The sequence below is a fragment of the Streptomyces collinus Tu 365 genome, assembly GCF_000444875.1.
GTDB lineage: Bacteria > Actinomycetota > Actinomycetes > Streptomycetales > Streptomycetaceae > Streptomyces > Streptomyces collinus_A.
Genome location: NC_021985.1, coordinates 5,688,707 through 5,708,034, shown reverse-complemented (window position 1 = coordinate 5,708,034; position 19,328 = coordinate 5,688,707). Strand labels below are relative to the sequence as shown.

11 protein-coding genes are annotated in these 19,328 nt (G+C 74.6%); 3 read left to right on the top strand and 8 right to left on the bottom strand.

Features of this window, described 5'->3' with window-relative positions; genetic code table 11:
* Positions 1-206: 206 nt before the first annotated feature.
* Positions 207-4,013, top strand: a complete 3,807-nt coding sequence (locus tag B446_RS24945; protein WP_020942206.1) for a multifunctional oxoglutarate decarboxylase/oxoglutarate dehydrogenase thiamine pyrophosphate-binding subunit/dihydrolipoyllysine-residue succinyltransferase subunit — start codon at positions 207-209, stop codon at positions 4,011-4,013.
* Between the two features lie 157 nt (positions 4,014-4,170).
* On the opposite strand, the gene fxsT is transcribed toward B446_RS24945, so the two are convergent.
* The 8 genes from fxsT to B446_RS24905 form a co-directional block, all read right to left on the bottom strand.
* Entirely contained in the window at positions 4,171-7,173 is a 3,003-nt protein-coding gene (fxsT, locus tag B446_RS24940) for an FxSxx-COOH system tetratricopeptide repeat protein (protein ID WP_043476413.1), read from the bottom strand.
* A 79-nt stretch (positions 7,174-7,252) separates the two neighbouring features.
* Positions 7,253-8,449 (bottom strand): aKG-HExxH-type peptide beta-hydroxylase, encoded by a 1,197-nt coding sequence (locus tag B446_RS24935; protein ID WP_020942204.1) that lies wholly within the window; start codon positions 8,447-8,449, stop codon positions 7,253-7,255.
* Positions 8,446-8,721 (bottom strand): hypothetical protein, encoded by a 276-nt coding sequence (locus B446_RS24930; RefSeq protein WP_020942203.1) that lies wholly within the window; start codon positions 8,719-8,721, stop codon positions 8,446-8,448. Before B446_RS24930 ends, B446_RS24935 begins: the two co-directional genes overlap by 4 nt.
* Positions 8,722-8,812: 91 nt before the next feature.
* On the bottom strand, positions 8,813-12,784 hold the full coding sequence (locus B446_RS24925; protein ID WP_020942202.1) for an SAV_2336 N-terminal domain-related protein: 3,972 nt from the start codon (positions 12,782-12,784) through the stop codon (positions 8,813-8,815).
* Positions 12,785-12,791: 7 nt separating this feature from the next.
* On the bottom strand, positions 12,792-13,805 hold the full coding sequence (locus B446_RS24920; protein ID WP_020942201.1) for an AAA family ATPase: 1,014 nt from the start codon (positions 13,803-13,805) through the stop codon (positions 12,792-12,794).
* A 196-nt stretch (positions 13,806-14,001) separates the two neighbouring features.
* On the bottom strand, positions 14,002-16,263 hold the full coding sequence (locus tag B446_RS24915) for a trypsin-like peptidase domain-containing protein (RefSeq protein ID WP_020942200.1): 2,262 nt from the start codon (positions 16,261-16,263) through the stop codon (positions 14,002-14,004).
* Entirely contained in the window at positions 16,260-16,670 is a 411-nt protein-coding gene (locus B446_RS24910) for a CU044_2847 family protein (RefSeq protein ID WP_020942199.1), read from the bottom strand. The genes B446_RS24915 and B446_RS24910 overlap by 4 nt, the downstream gene beginning before the upstream one ends.
* 121 nt (positions 16,671-16,791) lie before the next feature.
* On the bottom strand, positions 16,792-16,971 hold the full coding sequence (locus tag B446_RS24905; protein ID WP_003992906.1) for a DUF6104 family protein: 180 nt from the start codon (positions 16,969-16,971) through the stop codon (positions 16,792-16,794).
* Positions 16,972-17,203: 232 nt separating this feature from the next.
* Here B446_RS24905 and B446_RS24900 point away from each other — a divergent pair, with 232 nt between their 5' ends.
* Positions 17,204-18,184: a DUF4097 family beta strand repeat-containing protein gene (locus tag B446_RS24900; protein ID WP_020942198.1), complete on the top strand. Its 981-nt coding sequence runs from the start codon at positions 17,204-17,206 to the stop codon at positions 18,182-18,184.
* A gap of 1 nt (position 18,185) precedes the next feature.
* Positions 18,186-19,262, top strand: coding sequence for a PadR family transcriptional regulator (locus B446_RS24895; RefSeq protein ID WP_020942197.1), 1,077 nt, complete (start codon positions 18,186-18,188; stop codon positions 19,260-19,262).
* Positions 19,263-19,328 lie beyond the last annotated feature (66 nt).

Here is a 19,328-nt window from a genome sequence, read left to right as displayed (position 1 = left end):
ACGCAGGGCCGCCCCCGGCTGTCCCACGCGCACCCCGGCACATCCGGAACCACGCTTGTTTCCCGCCATTTCAAGCCCTGAAACAAGATTTTCGATGTGACTTACGCGACGATGAACGGGCCCGACCTGACCTTCACCGTCTTGGGGGCGTAGCCTTTATTCCCGCTGTCCATCACCTTGTGAAGCGGAAGAGGGCGGTTGCCGCCGTGTCGCCACAGTCCCCCAGTAACTCGAGCATCTCGACCGACGACCAAGCCGGGAAGAACCCCGCTGCTGCGTTCGGTCCCAATGAGTGGCTCGTCGACGAGATCTATCAGCAGTACCTCCAGGACCCGAACTCGGTAGACCGTGCCTGGTGGGACTTCTTCGCCGACTACAAGCCGGGCGCGCCTGCCGCCCCGGCCCCGGCGGGTACTGCGGCCGCGGGGGCCGCAGAGACCACCTCCTCGGCTCCCCCGGCCCAGCCCGCGGCTCCGGCCCCGGCGGCCGCGCCCGCGCCGGCCCCTGCGGCCGCTCCGAAGCCCGCGGCCGCCCCGGCCCCTGCTCCCGCGGCGCATGCCGCGGCCCCCGCCCCGGCCAAGCCGGCGACGCCCGCACAGGCGCCCGCTCAGCCGAAGGCCAAGGCCGCCCCCGCCGCCGCGCCCGAGGGCCCGGAGCTGATCACGCTGCGCGGCCCCGCCGCCGCGGTCGCGAAGAACATGAACGCCTCGCTGGAACTGCCGACCGCCACCTCGGTCCGCGCGGTCCCGGTGAAGCTGCTGTTCGACAACCGGATCGTCATCAACAACCACCTGAAGCGCGCCCGGGGCGGGAAGATCTCCTTCACGCACCTGATCGGCTTCGCGATGGTGCAGGCCATCAAGGCCATGCCGGCGATGAACTGGTCGTTCGGCGAGAAGGACGGCAAGCCGACCCTGGTCAAGCCGCCGCACGTCAACCTCGGCCTGGCCATCGACCTGGTCAAGCCGAACGGTGACCGCCAGCTCGTCGTGGCCGCCATCAAGAAGGCCGAGACGCTGAACTTCTTCGAGTTCTGGCAGGCCTACGAGGACATCGTCCGCCGCGCCCGCGACGGCAAGCTGACGATGGACGACTTCACCGGTGTCACGGTCTCCCTGACCAACCCCGGCGGCCTCGGCACCGTGCACTCCGTGCCGCGTCTGATGCCCGGCCAGTCCGTGATCATGGGCGTCGGCTCCATGGACTACCCGGCGGAGTTCCAGGGCACCTCCCAGGACACCCTGAACAAGCTCGGCATCTCGAAGGTCATGACGCTCACGTCGACCTACGACCACCGGGTGATCCAGGGTGCCGCCTCCGGCGAGTTCCTGCGCCAGGTCGCGAACCTGCTGCTCGGCGAGAACGGCTTCTACGACGCGATCTTCGAGGCGCTGCGCATCCCCTACGAGCCGGTCCGCTGGCTCAAGGACATCGACGCCTCCCACGACGACGACGTCACCAAGGCCGCCCGCGTCTTCGAGCTGATCCACTCCTACCGGGTCCGCGGCCACGTGATGGCCGACACCGACCCGCTGGAGTACAAGCAGCGCAAGCACCCCGACCTGGACATCACCGAGCACGGCCTCACCCTGTGGGACCTGGAGCGCGACTTCGCGGTCGGCGGCTTCGCCGGCAAGTCGCTGATGAAGCTGCGCGACATCCTCGGCGTGCTGCGCGACTCGTACTGCCGCACCACCGGCATCGAGTTCATGCACATCCAGGACCCCAAGCAGCGCAAGTGGATCCAGGACCGCGTGGAGCGCCCGCACTCGAAGGTGGAGCGCGAGGAGCAGCTGCGCATCCTGCGCCGCCTGAACGCCGCCGAGGCCTTCGAGACCTTCCTGCAGACGAAGTACGTCGGCCAGAAGCGCTTCTCGCTGGAGGGCGGCGAGTCCGTCATCCCGCTGCTCGACGCGGTGATCGACTCCGCCGCGGAGTCCCGCCTGGACGAGGTCGTCATCGGCATGGCCCACCGCGGCCGCCTGAACGTCCTCGCCAACATCGTCGGCAAGTCCTACGCGCAGATCTTCCGCGAGTTCGAGGGCAACCTCGACCCGAAGTCGATGCACGGCTCCGGCGACGTGAAGTACCACCTGGGCGCCGAGGGCACCTTCACCGGCCTGGACGGCGAGCAGATCAAGGTCTCGCTGGCCGCCAACCCGTCCCACCTGGAGACGGTCGACCCGGTCATCGAGGGCATCGCCCGCGCCAAGCAGGACATCATCAACAAGGGCGGCACGGACTTCACGGTCCTGCCCGTCGCGCTGCACGGCGACGCGGCCTTCGCGGGCCAGGGCGTGGTGGCCGAGACCCTGAACATGTCGCAGCTGCGCGGCTACCGCACCGGCGGCACGGTCCACATCGTCATCAACAACCAGGTCGGCTTCACCGCGGCGCCGGAGTCCTCGCGCTCGTCGATGTACGCCACCGACGTGGCCCGCATGATCGAGGCCCCGATCTTCCACGTGAACGGCGACGACCCGGAGGCCGTGGTGCGCGTCGCGCGTCTGGCCTTCGAGTTCCGCCAGGCGTTCAACAAGGACGTGGTGATCGACCTCATCTGCTACCGCCGCCGCGGTCACAACGAGTCGGACAACCCGGCCTTCACCCAGCCGCTGATGTACGACCTGATCGACAAGAAGCGCTCGGTGCGCAAGCTCTACACCGAGTCCCTGATCGGTCGCGGCGACATCACCCTGGAAGAGGCCGAGCAGGCGCTGCAGGACTACCAGGGCCAGCTGGAGAAGGTCTTCACGGAGGTCCGCGAGGCCGCCTCCCAGCCGGCCTCCGGCCCGGTCTCGGACCCGCAGGCGGACTTCCCGGTCGCCGTGAACACCGCGATCTCCTCCGAGGTCGTCAAGCGGATCGCCGAGTCCCAGGTCAACATCCCGGACTCCTTCCACGTCCACCCGCGTCTGCTGCCGCAGCTGCAGCGCCGCGCGGCGATGGTCGAGGACGGCACGATCGACTGGGGCATGGGCGAGACGCTCGCGGTCGGCTCCCTCCTGCTGGAGGGCACCCCGGTCCGCCTGTCCGGCCAGGACTCCCAGCGCGGCACCTTCGGCCAGCGTCACGCGGTCCTCATCGACCGCGAGTCGGGCGAGGAGTTCACGCCGCTGATGTACCTCGCCGAGGAGCAGGCGCGTTACAACGTCTACAACTCGCTGCTCTCCGAGTACGCCGTCATGGGCTTCGAGTACGGCTACTCGCTGGCCCGCCCGGACGCGCTGGTCATGTGGGAGGCGCAGTTCGGCGACTTCGTCAACGGCGCGCAGACCGTGGTCGACGAGTACATCTCGGCGGCCGAGCAGAAGTGGGGCCAGACGTCCGGCGTCACCCTCCTGCTGCCGCACGGCTACGAGGGCCAGGGCCCGGACCACTCCTCGGCCCGTGTCGAGCGCTTCCTGCAGCTCTGCGCCCAGAACAACATGACGGTCGCCATGCCGACCCTGCCGTCGAACTACTTCCACCTCCTGCGGTGGCAGGTGCACAACCCGCACCACAAGCCGCTGGTGGTCTTCACGCCGAAGTCGATGCTGCGCCTGAAGGCCGCCGCGTCGAAGACGGAGGAGTTCACCTCGGGTCAGTTCCGCCCGGTCATCGGCGACGCCAGCGTGGACCCGGCCGCGGTCCGCAAGGTCGTCTTCGTGGCGGGCAAGCTGTACTACGACCTGGAGGCCGAGCGGGTCAAGCGCGGTGTCACGGACACGGCGATCATCCGCATCGAGCGCCTGTACCCGCTGCCGGGTACCGAGATCCAGGCCGAGGTCAACAAGTACCCGAACGCCGAGAAGTACCTGTGGGCGCAGGAGGAGCCGGCGAACCAGGGTGCCTGGCCGTTCATCGCGCTCAACCTGATCGACCACCTGGACCTGGCGGTCGGCGCCGACATCCCGGCCGGCGAGCGGCTGCGGCGTATCTCGCGCCCGCACGGCTCGTCCCCGGCGGTGGGCTCCGCCAAGCGCCACCAGGCGGAGCAGGAACAGCTGGTGCGTGAGGTGTTCGAGGCGTAGGCCTCCGGCGGTTCGGCCGCTGATCTCCTGGGGCCCGGTGCCGAGTTTCCGCTCGGTACCGGGCCCTTCGCCTGCTCGGAGGGGGTGTTCGGGGCGTGCGCGGGTGCTGGTTCGTGGGGGTTGTTCGCGCCGTTCCCCGCGCCCCTTCGGGGGCGCTTCAGCCCAGGTAGGCTTCGAAGTCCCAGTAGGGGCGGGTTCGTTGGCGGGCCGAGATGGTGTGGGGGTGCTGGGCGCCCAGGGTGCGGGTGAGGCCCAGGAGGCCGTCCTCCTCCAGCTTCCCGGCCTCCTCCTGTTCGCGTGCGGCCCGCAGGTCGGCGGCGAGCGCCACCTGGCAGGACAGCGTGAGCGGGTGCTGGGGGCCGAGGGTCCGCTGGGCTCTGCGCAGGGTCTCCCGGCTCAGCTCCACGGCGTCGGGGATCCGCCCGTTGAAGTTGCGGGCGGATGCCGCGTTGAGCGCGCAGCCCAGGACCCAGGGGTGCTCGGTGCCCAGCGTGGCGCTGAGCCCGGCGAGGGCCGCCTCGAACATGGCCATCGCCTCGGCGCGTTCGCCCGCGGCCTGCATGACCAGGCCGGTGTTGGAGAGCATGCCGGTGGCCACCGGGTGGGCCGGCCCGAGCAGGGAGCGGTAGCCGGCCTCGGCCTCGTCGATGAGGTCCCGGGCCTGGCTGAGGTCGCCGTGCTCCCGCAGGAAGTTGCCGTAGTTGGTGAGGAACGCCAGGGTGCGGTAGTGCTCGCGGCCGTGCAGCTGCTCGAGCTGCTCCAGCAGGGTCGCCATGGACGGCCCCACCTCCTGCGAGAGGCTGCCCTCGCGGCGGCGGCACATGGCGAGCTGGGCGCGGGCCTCCAGGGTCTGCGGGTGCTGCGGGCCGAGCACCTGCACATGGAGCCGGACCACGGGCTCCTGCCGGACCAGCGCGTCGCGGTAGCGGCCCAGCAGGCGCAGGCCGTGGGTGACGGCGTTGCCCGAGTTCAGGGTGGTGATGTGCCGGGCGCGCAGTACGCTCTCGCGGCGGGCCAGCGTCTCCAGGTCGAGTTCGTACGCCTCCGCGTAGCGGCCGAGCAGGCGCAGTCCGACGCCCAGGTTGTGCCGGGCCACCAGGGTGGGGGGCTCGTCCTGGCCGAGGAGGCGCTCGTTGCCGGCCAGGACCTCGCGCTGGAGGTCGTGGGCCTCCCGGTAGCGGCCCAGGTGGCGCAGGCTGGCCGCCATGGCGCTGCGGGTGACGAGTTCACCGAGCACGTTGGGCTGCGGGGCCGCCCGGAGCTTGTCCAGGGCGGCGTGGTCGAGGTCGTAGGCGTCGCGGAACCTGCCGCTGGCCCGCAGCATGTTGCTCTGCTGGGTGGTGAGGTCCAGCACCGGCTGGGCCAGCGGGTCCATGAACTGCGACCACGCCTCGCGGATCTTGCGGACCAGGTCGAGACCGCTGTTGTACTCGCCGCTGCGCACGCAGTAGCGCAGGCAGTTCAGCAGCAGCTCCTGCACCCGGGGCTGGTTGCTGGCCAGGGCGCCGGACGGTTCGAGGTGCGGCAGCAGTTCGGCGTAGCGGGGCCAGGTCCGGCTGTCCGCCGGGTTGCCGGGGTCGGCCTCGGCGAGCAGGGTGCGCACCGCCCGGCGGTGCCGGGTGCGGCTGTCCTCGCTGGTCAGCTTGGAGACGATGTCGTGGACGAGCCGGTGCATGTGGACCGACTCCTGGTGCGGGCCCATCTCGGCGCCCACCGGCCCGCGCGTCTCCCGGGTCAGCACCGAGTAGTTGACCAGGGTGTCCAGCGCCCGGGTCCAGGCCGGCAGGTCGGTGGCCATCCAGCGCAGTTCCTCGGGGAGGTCGGCGCGCGGGTAGGCCCGGATCAGGCCGAGCGGGATCCGGCCGGGCGCGAACGAGGTGCAGAGGCTGAGGACGTCGATGGCCTGCGGCTGGGCGCCGCGCAACCGGTTGAGCAGTATCGACCAGGAGGTCAGCGAGGACTGCGGGAAGTCCTCCCCGGAGGCCGGTTCGTCCACGGTGGACAGGCTGCCCTCGCGCACCATGCGCAGGTACTCGGGCACGTCCATGCCGGACTCGCCGAGCCAGGAGGCGGCCTGCACCAGCGGCAGCGGCACGTCACCGAACTCCTCGGCGACCTCGTTGGCCTCGGTCGCGGTGATGTGCGGCGCGCGGCGCATCAGGTAGGCGGTGGACTCGCTGCGCAGGAAGGTGGGCACCTGCACCACTTCGCCGTGTTCGCTCCAGGCGCGGTTGCGGGAGGTGACGAGGACGTGGCCGCTGCCCTGCGGGAGCAGGGCGCTGACCCCCTCGGTGTCGTCCCAGCCGTCGAAGACCAGCAGCCAGTTGTTGTACGGCTCGCCGCGTCGCAGGGCGTCCCGCACGGCCCGGATGCGCTCGCCGGGCTCGCCGCCGATGGGCAGTCCGAGCTCCACGGCGAGTTCGCCGAGACGGTCGCGCTGGATGTTGCGGTCGTCGGAGTTGACCCACCACACCAGGTCGTAGTCGGTGCTGAAGCGGTGCGCGTACTCGGCCGCCAGCTGGGTCTTGCCGATGCCGGACATGCCGAGCAGGGTGCAGGCGGCGGCGCCCTGCTCGGCGTCCGCGAGGCGCTGGTGGATGTCGTTGAGCAGGTCGTCGCGCCCGGTGAAGCGCGAGTTGCGGCGCGGCACCTCGCCCCAGATGTCGCACCGGTTGTCGGGGTAGCGGACCCGGCCGGGCAGCGCCTTCGGGACCCGGCGGCGCTCCAGGGCGAGCCGGCCCAGCAGCCGCTCCTCGGCGGCCTCCTCGCTCAGCCCCCACAGGCTGGCCGGCTCCAGCACCGCCGTGGCCGGCAGCAGCGGCCGGTTGGTCAGGTTGACGGCGGCGAAGCGTTCGGCGTGCGCGGCGACGAAGCCGCGCAGGACGTCGTTCCACTCGCCGGCGGGGCGGGGGCCCAGTTCGAAGAACCAGTCGTTGAGCACGAGCAGGATGCGTCCGCTGGACAGCAGCAGGTCGCCGAGGGAGTCCTCCAGGGACGCCTCGCGCGGCGGGTCCCAGCGCTGCAGGGTGGTGCGGTGGCCCTGGCGCTCCAGGCAGTACGCGATCCATGCCGCCCAGGAGCGGTGGTATCCGGGGAAGACCACCAGAAAGTGCTCCGGTGCCCCAGGACCGTCTCCGCCCGACCGCCGCTGCTCCGCCATGACCGCTCCCTGTTCCCGCCGCCGTCCCACGCTGGGCGACCGCATGCATAACGTAACGCAACCGGACCTCTACACCGCGTCATGCCGGGTGCCGGGTCAGTGTGCCGAGCCGGGCCAGGTGCCGGTCCATGCCACGAACGAACTCCCTTCCCGCAGAGGTCAGTTCACTTGAATCGCGCAGGATCGACAAGGCCTCGGCGACCTCGTCCCGGTGGGCTTCGAACCGGCTGTGCGCGTGCAGCCGCCACCCCGGGGGCACGGCCGGTCCCGCCCGGGCCCGCCACCACAGGTCGAGCAGCGCCAGATGCGCGTAGGCGCCCTGCAGCACGCCGGACACCGGCCGCGGGTCCGGCCGCCAGGCGACCCGGTGCAGGGTGTCCGCGCCCGGCCGCAGCAGCGGCACGGCCTCCCCGATCGCGGCCAGCTTGGTGTGGTGCGTCTCGTGCACCAGGAGGTCGGCGAGGGCGCCCGCGTCCCGGGGCGGTTCGGCGAGGACCGCGCCGGGGGCGGCCCGGCGTGTCGCGCTGATCGGGGGGCCGGCGGTCGGGCCGGGGCGTTCCAGCGGGACGAGGGCGCGCACCGTCGCCCGGGTCTCGGCGGCGCGCTCGGGGTGGGCCGCGGCGAGCAGCGCGTGCGCCGCGCGCCAGAGCCGGCTCCAGCGCTCGTGGTCGACGCGGCCGCGCTCGGCCGCCCGCAGCGCGCCGGGGCCGATCCCGGCGGCCGGCACCCGGTACGGGTCGAGGTCGTCGAGGACGGCGCCGGCCGTCAGCGGGGCCAGCGGCGTCCAGGCGGGGTCGCTGCCGGCGACAGCGGTGGTGCCGGGCGGCCCGGCGGCGGGCCCGCGCAGGGTGCCGAGGCCGGGCAGGTGCAGCGGGTCAGGGGGATCGACGCGCGTCACATCGCGGCGGCAGCCGGCCCGGACGGCCGCGGCGGCGGCCAGTCCGCCGAGGTGGGCCAAGTGCCGCTCGAAGGGCGGGCCGGGCGGCGCGGCGAGCGCCTCGGTCAGCCAGGCTCCGGTCATGGGGTAGTCGACCACCTCGCGGACGGCGTCGGCGTCCGTGCGTTCGGCCGTCTCCAGCAGGGCCCAGTCCCGTTCGAAGCGCGCGCACGCCTCGGGCGGCAGTTCGGCGCGCTGCCGCTCGTAGCGCAGCAGGAGGGCCTTCAGTGTCAGGAGCCTGCGGGCGTGCAGCACGGCACGCAGTGCCGCGGTGCCGTCGGGTGACGGCCGGGTGCCGGCGAGTTCCGTGAGGAGCCCGGGCACGGTCACCGAGGTCATCCGCGGGGTTCCTCGCCGGTGTACGGCTGGACGCAGGCGGCCGAAAACGGATGCCCGGCGGCCTGCCCCGCCACGCCGTCGGGATCGCTGCCGGAGTACCAGACCTCGTGCAGCCGGTGGGCGGAGGTCAGCACCCGGAGCGCGGCCACGACGAGCTGCCGGTCGTCCGCGGCACGCAAGGTGCGCAGGTCGACGCCGGTGAGGTCGGGCGGGATGCGGCCCCCTGCGGCGCCCGGGCCGAGGCCGGCCCCCCGTGTCCTTGGCTCCCCCACCTCGGCTCCTCCCTGCCCCACGCCCGCCCCGCACGGCCATGACGGCTGCCCAGTTCTTCCCGACAGGCCGGAAGCAGAAACCCGGCCGGGATCAACTCCGGTCAAGCTCGGCCGAGTTGTTCCACTCCTGAGTCCAAGGCCACCACGGCGGAGCCGCTTCGCGCCACTGTTCCTCCGGCATCAGCCGGCCCGCGCTCGCGAGCGGGTCCGCGGGCGCGGCGCGGGACAGCTCGACGTCCGCCCAGTCCACCTCCCGCAGCGCGGCCACCAGCCGCTGCCACTGGTCGCGTGCCGCCCGGTACGCGCCGCGTGCCGCGCCGGGCCGGCCCATCAGCGCGAGCACCGTCCCGCTGCCGTACCTGGCCCGGGCCGCCGTCACCGAACCGGGGTCGGCCCCGTACGCCGACTGCGCCTCCCGTTCGGCGTTCTCGTACGCCTGGAGCGCGTCCATCAGCACCGGCGCTCCGGCGTGGTACCAGCCCTCCAGCCGCACCCGGCCCAGCTGCAGCCACACCTCGGCCCGTACGGCGGCGTCGGCCGCCGCGCGCAACGCCTGGCCGAGCAGGTGCCGGCTCTCGAACAGGTCGGGCAGGAAGCCCAGGTGGCGGAACCGCTGGGCCAGCGCGCTGCCGACCAGGCCCTGCAGGCGGCCGCGCTGCGTGGACCGGGCGGGCAGCGACTTCAGCGCCTCGCGCAGGACCTGCTCGGCCCGGTCCACGGTTCCCGCGCCGTCGCGCGCGGAGGCCCGCCGCAGCAGCGACTCGCCCCAGGAGGTGAGCAGCCGGCAGCGCAGGGCGCCCTCCGCGGGGGCGAGCAGGGCGGCCCGCTCGTACGCGGCGTCGGCCTCCCGGGCCTCGCCCGCCGCGTCGTGGAAGGCGGCCAGCGCGGCCAGGCAGGGCAGCAGCAGACCAGGGTCGTCCCCGGCGGACCGCCGGGCGCGCAGCAGGGCCCGCCGGGTCTCGCCGTCCTCGGCGCCGGACTCCCGCAGCGCCCGGGCCAGTTCGAGCAGCGCGGGCGCGCGTACGGCGTCGCCGGCCGCCTCGGCGTCCAGCAGCGCGCAGGCTTCGCGCAGTTCGCCGGCGGCGGCACCGGGATGCCGCAGATCGAGCAGGATCCTGCCGCGCAACAGCAGCCGGGACCGGTGCGCGGTGACGGCCCAGGGGACGCCACCCCGGCCCCTGCCCCGGGGCACGGGCACCTCGGTGCCGGTGGCGTCGTCCTGGGGCCGGGGTGTGCGCGCGGCGGTGGCGGTGACGTCGTCCTGGGGCCGGGGGGCGGGCGCCCCGGTGACGGAAGCGTCATCCTGCGGCCCGGGGGCGGGCGCCCCGGTGACGGAAGCGTCATCCTGCGGCCCGGGGGCGGGCACTCCGGTGACCAGGGCGTCATCCTGCGGCCCGGGGGCGGGCACTCCGGTGACCAGGGCGTCAAGCTGCGGCTGGGAGGCGGGCGCCCCGGTGACCGGGGCGGCCGGGTGGGCGTCGGGCGCGGCCGGGTCGGTGCCGGGCTCGGGGTGCGCGTCACCGCCGGGGCGCGCGTCACCGTCGCGAAGCGCACCGCCGTCGCGAAGCGCACCGCCGTCGCGAAGCGCGTCGTCGCCGGGGCGCGCGTCACCGCCAGGGAGCGCCTCACCGCCGGGGCGCGCGTCACCGTCGCGAACTGCCTCACCGTCGCGGAGTCCGTCGTCGCCGTCGCGAGGCGCCTCACCGCCGGGGCGCGCACCGCCGTCGCGAAGCGCGTCGTCGCCGGGGCCCGCGTCATCGCCAGGGCGCGCGTCACCGTCGCGAAGCGCCTCGCCGTCGCGGAGCGCCTCGCCGTCGCGGAGCGCCTCGCCGTCGCGGAGCGCACCGTCCTCGCGCTGGGTGTCGCCACGGAACACCTGGTCGTCGCCCGCGGGTTCCCGGTCGTCGGTGGGCCGGGCCGAGAACCACTCTCGTGCCCGTTCGGTCAGCATGGGCCAGGGTGCGAGGCCGGGGTCGAGGACGTCCAGGGCCCGCGCGAGCGGGTCGCTCTCCGCCGTGAGCTGCCACAGCTCGCGGCGGCAGCCGGCCAGTTCCAGGGCCGCCTCCGCCCGCTCCCGGCTGTCGCCGGAGGCCGCCGCGTGGGCCGCGGCGAGCGCGGTCGCGGCCTCGCGCAGGAGGTCCGCGCGGCCGCCCGTGGTCCGCGCGGCGGCCGTGCCCGCCTCGGCGCGCAGGATCCGGCCGAGCACCAGGTGGGGCCGGGGGCCGCCGGGCGCGGTGCCCGGCGCGACCGCCGCCAGGGCCTGCTCACGGGCCCGGCGCAGCACCTCCGGGTCGGCCAGCCGGCGCCACTGGCCGAGCAGCCGCTCCGCCTCGGTCAGCGGGTCGGGCGTGACCAGGTCGGGCAGGTAGAAGCGCAGCACCCGGGCCGGGATGCTGGCGAACAGCTCGGCCTCGACGCTGCCGCCGTCCCCCGGTGATCCGCTGCCCTCGGGCAGCGGCCCGGCGCCGGCCCCCGGATCGTGGTCGGCGAGCCGGGCGGCGGCGAGGGCGGCGAAGTTGCGGGTGCCCCTGCCGAAGTGCCGTTCCACGTAGGCGGAGCAGTGCTTGAGCACGAGTCCGGCGGTGTCCTGGTCGAGGGAGGACAGCAGCAGGTCCTGCACCCGGCCCGGGTAGGCGAAGCACGGGTGGTCCTCGGTGCCGGGGAGCTGCCTGAGCAGCCCGCCGAGCAGCACCTCCGCCAGTTCCATCGGGCCCGTGTCGGGCAGCATGGCCCGCTGGACCAGTTGCATCACGGGCAGCGTGAGCGGGGCCGCGGCGAGGTAGACGGCCAGCCGCAGCGCGCCGGGCGAGGCTCCGGCGCGGAAGGCGCGCAGCAGGTCGTGGTCGCTGCGCGCGGCCGGTGCGGCGGGGGCCGGGGCCGCCGGCGGGGGCGTGGCCGGGTCGGTGAGGGCCGCCCAGGCCCGCTCGCTGGTGGGGCCGGCGCCGCCCAGCAGCCGGGCGAAGGCCTCGAACGCCTCCGGGGTGGGCTGGAGCACCGGCACGGGCCGGGCCCCGGGCGCCGGTTCCTCCCAGGGCTCGTCGTCGGGCCGGAAGCCGAGCCGGCCGCCGACCTCGGCGGGGCGCACGAGCAGACCCGGCTCGGCGGGCAGCGCGGTGCGCCCCCACAGCCGGGGCGGCAGCGGCTGGACGACGGCCAGCGGGGCGGTGCGGGGCCAGTGGTGCAGCAGGCGCTGGGCGCTGCCGTTCTGCCACAGCGGGCCGACGCAGTCGCTGATGACGAAGGTGATCCGGCGCCCGGTGGGATCGTGCAGCTCGTCGGCCGGGCGCAGCCGGGTGTGCCGGCCCGGGCCCGCCGTCGTCCCGATCAGGGGGACGCCGGAGTCGTCGGCGTACAGGTGGTGGACGCGGACGGAGGCGAACGCGCCGGACTGCTGGCAGGCCTGGCGCAGTTCCTCGACCAGCCGCCCCCAGACGGCCATGGCGGGCCCGGTGTCCATCAGGAGCTGGACGTCGCAGCGCCGGCGGCGGCCGGGACGGGTGACCGGGAGCAGGATGCCGCTGGCGGCGGCGCGGTCGGCGGTGGCCTCCTCGTCGATGCGCTCGTCCCCGGAGCGGGCGGAGGCGACCCGGTAGCGGCCGAGGGCGCGCAGCGCCTTCTCCAGGCCGAGCAGTCCGGGCAGAGCCGCGGCGGCGGGCGCGCGGACCGGGAAGGCGGCCGGGGCGGCGGCCGGCGGGCGCGCGCCGAGGCCGGGGGTGAGCAGCGGCACCGGAGCGGCGGGGGCGTCGGCCGGGGGCCCGGCCGGGCCGGAGTCGGGCGACGCGCCGTCGGCGGAGCGTGCGGCGCCTCGGCCCGTGGCACCCCGCGCGGAGTCGGCGTCGCCCCCGCCGTGCGTGTGGGGCGCGTCGGGCGCGTCCCCGGTGCGCTCCGTGTCCGCCGCCGGTGCGCCGTCGAGGGTCCCGTCGGGCTGTCCGCGCGCCTCGCTCGGGGGTGCCGCGCCGAGCCGCCGGGCCAGCCAGACCGCGTCCGCCACGTCCTCGGCGGTGGGGTCGAGCCCGCCCTGGCGCAGCTTGCCGATCAGCTCGTCCAGGCGCATCCCGGGCATCCGGCCATCACCTCGTGCGGTCGAGCGGCTGCATGAGCATCTCGGCGATCCGTTCCCTGGTGAGGCTCTGCGCCCGTGGGTCGTGCCGGGTGAGGAACAGGGCGTTGAGGAGCTGGTCGGCGGCGAGCACCTCGCCGGGTTCGCGCTCCAGGAACCTGCGGATGAGGTCCGATCCGGCGCTGACGCCGTCCGCGCCGAGGTGCGCCTCGACCATGGCGGTGAGCTGTTCCTCGCCGGGCGGGTCCAGTTCGAGCTGGATGCAGCGCCTGAGCAGCGGTGCGGGGAAGTCGCGTTCGCCGTTGGAGGTCAGGACGATCACCGGGAAGGCGGTGCAGGCGATCCGGCCGCCGTGCACGGGGACCCGGTCGCCGTCGTGCGTGAGCACCTCGACGACGGGTTCGCGGTCCGCGAGCCGTTCCAGCTCGGGGATCGAGAACTCGCCCTCCTCCAGGGTGTTGAGCAGGTCGTTGGGCAGGTCGAGGTCGCTCTTGTCGAGTTCGTCGATGAGCAGCACGCGGGGCCGCGCGGCGGGCAGCAGCGCGGTGCCGAGCGGGCCGAGCCGGATGTAGGAGCCGATGCCGGGGGCGGCCGTCGCCCCCTCGGCGCCACGGGCCCGCTCCAGCTGGACGTCCTGGAGCCTGCCTATGGCGTCGTACCGGTACAGGCCGTCCTGGAGGCCGGTGCGGCTGACGATGGGCCAGCGCAGCACCTTGCCGAGGCCGAGTTCGTGGGCGATGGCGTACGCCAGCGTCGACTTGCCCGTGCCCGGGTTGCCGGTCACCAGCAGGGGGCGGCGCAGATAGAGGGCCGCGTTGACCGCGTCCACCTCGGCCGGCCGGGGCGCGTAGTTCTCGACCATGCGGCGGCGGACGCCGAGCCGGCGGGCGCTGCTGGGGTCCTCGGGGCCGGCCTCCTCGCCGTCCCGTGCGGCGGCGAAGTCGCGCCAGGGCGGCGGCGCCGGCAACCGCAGCATGCCGTCGTGCGGCTGGCCCACTCCGCGGTAGATCCGCCAGTCGTTCACCTTGGGCTCCTCCCGGCTCTGGTGATCATGCAGCGGACCCGGCCGTCCGACGTACGAGGCTACCGTCAGGCGACCGTGTCTGCCGAGGTTCGAAGCGCCCGGCGTTCACTTCCGGACCTCCGAACAGCCTTGCGAGGCAAGCGGGTTGACGGGGTGTCCGGCCGACGGCGGCGGGCGGGGCCGACCGTCGGGCCGGTCAGCCTCCGGGCGCGGACAGCGGTGGTGGTCGCATCGTCTCGGCGGCGTACGGCGGACGGTCGGGCGGGTCGACGAGGACCCCCAGCTTCCCGCGCAGGCCCCGCTCCCGGGCGCTGTCCGGGTCGTAGAGGCTGATCCGCAGGTCGCGCACCTGTTCGTGCAGCCCCTCGGCCGTGCGGGCCGTCCCCAGCACACGGGCGACCTGCCGGTGGAAGTCCCGGCACTCGTCGTGGTCGTGCCGGTCGCGCCGCCACAGCACCACCGAGTGGCCGGCCATGAGGGCGTCCTTCATCGCCGCCTGCCCCTCCCCGCTGCCGACGGGACCGCAGTAGACCGGGACGGAGGTGTCGTCCATCGCCGACAGGGCGCCGTAGTACGGGTAGCGGCCCGAGGGGCGGACCTGGGCGAGGTGGCCCTCGGCCGGGGAGCGGCCGTGCAGCGGTTCGTGCGCGAGCGGTCCGCGGACCGCGCCGCGCCATCGTTTGCGCCACTCGGGGGCGGGCGGCCGCGCGTTGCGCCGCACGTCCCGTATGACGACGCTCCTGCGCATCCCGAGCGGCATGGACCGCTCGTCGACGAAGTCGTCGTCGTCGATGCCGAGGCCGAGACCGGTGCCGTCGGCGCCGAAGCCCGCGTCACCGCCGCCGTCGGCGCCGAAGGCCGCCTCGCCTCCGCCGCCGGCGGCGGTCCACCCGCCCGAGCCGTGCGCGGGGTCCGGCGGGGCGGGGGTGTCGGGGAGCAGCTGCCACTCGTCCACCGGCAGGTCGAACAGGGCGCGGGGCAGGAACACCTCGATCGCCGCCAGGTGCTCGTCGTGGTCGCCCTGGCCCAGCGCCCGCGCGAGCGGTGCGCGCAGCGCCCCCGCCAGGTCCTCGGGCCGCGCCCCGCGGTCGTCGGCGTCGACCGGGGTGACGTCGAGGCCGTCGTGGATGAGCTGCACGGTCCAGGGGTGGCGCCCGTCGTACATGGGCGCGCCGACCGTGACGAGGACGTCCGTGCGGGTGCCGGGCGGTGCCGCGGCCGGCGGTGCGGCCGGTGGTGCGGCGAGGCGGAGGCCGTCGCCCGCGGGGGCGTCGATCCCTTCGAGCAGGGCCCGGACGGCCTCGCCGACCGCCCAGTGCCGGTGGCCGTCGGCCTGGCCGGCGAGCCAGTGGACGAACGCGCTCAGCCGCGCGGGGGCCACGGCCCCGGGGTGGTCGCGCACGGCCCTGCGGACCGCCTTGGCCGCGTACAGCAGGACGGCGTCGAGGTCCACCAGTGTGCCGCCGCCGCCCGGTTCCAGGGTGCGCAGCCCGTGCAGCAGCGCGGCGCCCTCGCGCCAGGTCCGCACGTCCCGCAGCACCAGCGAGGGCAGCCGCTCGCCGCGCACCTGTTCCTTGACCTCCTCCACGAGGTGGACGACCTCGCCCGCCCCGGCGGGCGGCGGCAGTTCGGCGAGGTGGGCGTAGAGCCGGGCGCGCGGTTCGGCGCCGACGCCGGTGACCGGGGGCGCGAGCGCGGGCAGTCCGGCCTGCAGGGCGGTCCAGTGGCCGTACGGCGAGGGGTCGTCGAGGAGGCGGACGTGGTGCAGGTCGTGGGCGCGCAGCACCTCGCGCAGGACGTCCGTCCCGGCGCGGCCCGCGCGCGGGTCGGGCAGTCCGTGCAGCGCGGTGACCGGGACGGCGACGCCCTCCTCGCGCCGGCGGCCCTTGATCACGCCGACGACCGCGCCGTACCGCAGGTCGAGCACGGGCCCGCCGGACAGTCCGCCGATCGGCAGGCTTCCGCCCAGCAGCAGCGCCCGTGCGTCGGAGCCCGTGAGCTCTCCGGTGCCGTGCCGGACGCCCAGCTCACCGGTCTGTACGGACCAGCCGTACAGCCCGACGGGGGTGCGGGCGGCGGGTTCCCGGTCGCTCAGCCACAGGCAGCGCACGTCGTCGGCGCCGGCGACCCGGACGAGCGCGAGGTCGGGGAAGGGCCAGGGGTCGCGCGGCGGCTCGCCGGGCCCGGGCCGGGGCGCGAGGAGGACGGCGGTCCCGGTGCCGGTCCGCTCTCGCAGGTCACCGGTGGTGGTGCGCTCCTCCCAGGTCACCCGCAGGGCGTTCTCCCCTCGGCACACCGCGGCTCCCCCCTTCCCCACGACGTGGGCGCAGGTCAACAGCCAGCCCGGGGCGACGAAGAACCCCGACCCCCAGTAGGCGTCACGGTCCGTTGCATACCCGTCACCCGGTGCGCCGATGCGTGCGAGCGAGGGGCGCACCAACTCGTCGAAGGCGCTCATGTGGTGCCGGGGGCCGGGGACCTGGGCGGTACGACGGAACCCCCGGGTGCGGCGGGGTCCGTGCCGCCCCCGGCCGCGGCCGGCTCGGTCCAGGTCAGGGACACCGTCAGGGAGGACGTGCCGCCACCCCCGGCGATGGCGCTCACGACCGTGCCGGACTGCGCCGTCAGTTCGATCCCGAAGCTGACGGACACCTCGACCGGGGTGGGTGTGTCCAGACCGGCGCGCAGGGAGCGCACGACGCCCCCGACCGTGCCGGCCAGGCCGCCCGCCATGCCGATGACCCGGTCGCCGAGGCCGGTGTCCCAGTACCCGCCCTCGTCCGGGGCCTCCTCGCCGGTCCCGCCGATCCTCGCCCAGACGACGGTCCCGTCGTCCAGCCGTACGCGTTCGAGCCCTCCACCCATGACGCCCCCGTTCGCTGGAATGGGAGGAGAAGGCTAACGCCGGAGAAAGCGGAGAGGGAGGGCCGACGGACGATACGGCTGATGATCGCCGTTGCGGGCGGGGCCGCCCGGGCCGCCGGGACTACTCGTCGTCCTCGTCGTCGAGCCGGGCGAGCCAGGTCGCGAGCCGCTCGACGGGCACCTCGAAGTCGGGGTTGAGGTCCACGAACGTGCGCAGCTGCTCGGCAAGCCACTCGAAGGTGACCTCTTCCTCGCCGCGCCGCTTCTCCAGCTCCTCGATCCCGCGGTCGGTGAAGTACATGGCTGCCTCTCCTGCGTGTCCGCCTGCGTGCCGTCCGCGCCCCGGTCGTGCGACGGGCGGCGCGGTGGATGGTCCGGCACCAGCGTATGCAACGGCGCGGGTGGTACGGACGGCCGCCCGTCGCACGAACAGGTGCCTTGACTTTCCGTGACCACGATATATCGTGTTTCACGGAAGACGCGATATGGCGTGTCGCGATGGTCGCGACCGTGTCCGGCCGAGGAGGCTCCCCATGTCCGAGTGGTCCGTCGCCGAGCCCAGGAAGCTCACCTTCGACACTCCGGTGAGCGACCTGCACGTGCGCATCGTCAACGGAACGGTGAACGTCGTGGGCACCGACGAAGGTTCCGCCCGCATGGAGGTCACGGACATCGAGGGGCCACCCCTGGTGGTCACCCAGCAGGGCGGCACCCTGACGGTGGCCTACGACGACCTGCCCTGGAAGGGCTTCCTCAAGTGGCTCGACCGCAAGGGCTGGCGGCGCAGCGCCGTGGTCTCGCTCGCGGTCCCCGCCGACACGCGCGTGGAGGTGGGCGTGGTCGGCGCCGGTGCGGTCGTCTCCGGCATCAGCGGCCCGGCCGTGGTCAAGGGGGTCACGGGCGACACGACCCTGGTGGGGCTGTCGGGGCCGGTCCGCGCCGACACCGTCTCGGGGAATCTGGAGGCCCAGGCCGTCACCGGCGACCTGCGGTTCAACTCGGTCTCGGGCGACCTGACCGTGGTCGAGGGCTCGGGCTCAGCCGTCCGCGCCGACTCCGTGAGCGGCTCCATGATCATCGATCTGGACCCGGACGGCCCCACGGACGTCCGGCTGACCAGCGTCTCCGGCGAGATCGCCATCCGGCTGCCGCACCCGGCCGACGCGGAGGTGGAGGCCAACACCGCGAGCGGCACCATCTCCAACGCCTTCGACGGACTGCGGGTGCACGGCCAGTGGGGCGCCCACAAGATCACCGGCCGCCTCGGCGACGGCAACGGCAAGCTGCGGGCCACCACGGTCTCCGGCTCGATCGCCCTACTGCGCCGCCCGCCGGGGGAGGACGAACCGGCCGCCGCCTGGGAGTCCGGTCCCACCACGGACGCCGCACCGGCGCCGGCACCCGACCCGGCGACCGGGCCCGGGACCTCTTCGGGGGACAATTCCGTCACCGGCCAGGGCGCCGACGCCACCCGCGACCCGGCCGACGGCACGACCGACAAGAAGGTGCTCTGACATGCCCCCCGTCTTCGCCCACGGCCGCCTCCGCCTCTACCTGCTCAAGCTGCTCGACGAGGCCCCGCGCCACGGCTACGAGGTGATCAGGCTGCTGGAGGAGCGTTTCCAGGGCCTGTACGCCCCCTCGGCGGGCACGGTCTACCCCCGGCTGGCCAAGCTGGAGGCCGAGGGCCTGGTCACGCACACCACCGAGGGCGGCCGCAAGGTGTACGCGATCACCGACGCCGGCCGCGCCGAGCTGGCCGACCGCAGCGGTGAGCTGGCCGACCTGGAGCTGGAGATCCGCGAGTCGGTGGCCGAACTGGCCGCGGAGATAAGGGCGGACGTGCGCGGTGCCGCCGGCGACCTGCGGCGCGAGGTGCGGGCGGCCGCCTCCGAGGCCCGCCGGGGTGCCACGGCCGGCGGCGACCGGACAGGCCCCTTCGGGGAGTTCGGCGACCTCGGCGACAAGGAGGCGTGGCGCGCGGCCAAGGAGGAGATGCGCCGGGCCAAGCAGGAGTGGAAGGAGCAGGCCCGCCGCGCCAAGGACGAGAGCCGCCGGGCCCGCGAGGAGGCCCAGCGGGCCCGCCACCAGGCACAGGAGGCCCAGGCACGGGCACGGGCGCAGGCCCAGGAGGAGGTGCAGCGCATCGCCCGCCGGGTCCAGGAACGCGTACAGGACCACTTCACCCGCGGCGACTGGCCGACCGGCGTGCGCGAGGGCCTGACCGAGCTCGCCAAGGAGTTCGGCGAGTTCGGCAAGGACTACGGCAAGGAGTTCGGCAGGGACCGGGGCTTCGGCCGCGCCTCCGGGGAGCCGGCCGGCGGCCCCCGCAAGTCCGCCCCCGCGACGGGACCCGACTACCTCTCCGCCCCGGAGGACTTCCCCGCCGAGTACGAGCCGGCCTGGGCCCACGAGGAGACCACCGGCGACCCGGCCCGCGACCTCGACCGGCTGCTCGACCGCTTCCGCGACGGCATCCGGGACGCCGCCCGGGACCACGGCGTCAGCGACGACCAGGTCCGCGACGCCCGCCGCCACCTGTCGGCGGCGGCCGCCCACATCGGGGCGATACTGCGCGGCCCGAAGGTCTGACCCGCCGCGCACGGCCGGGCCGGACCGGTGGTCCGTCCCGGCTCGGCCGGTCAGTCGTCGGTCAGC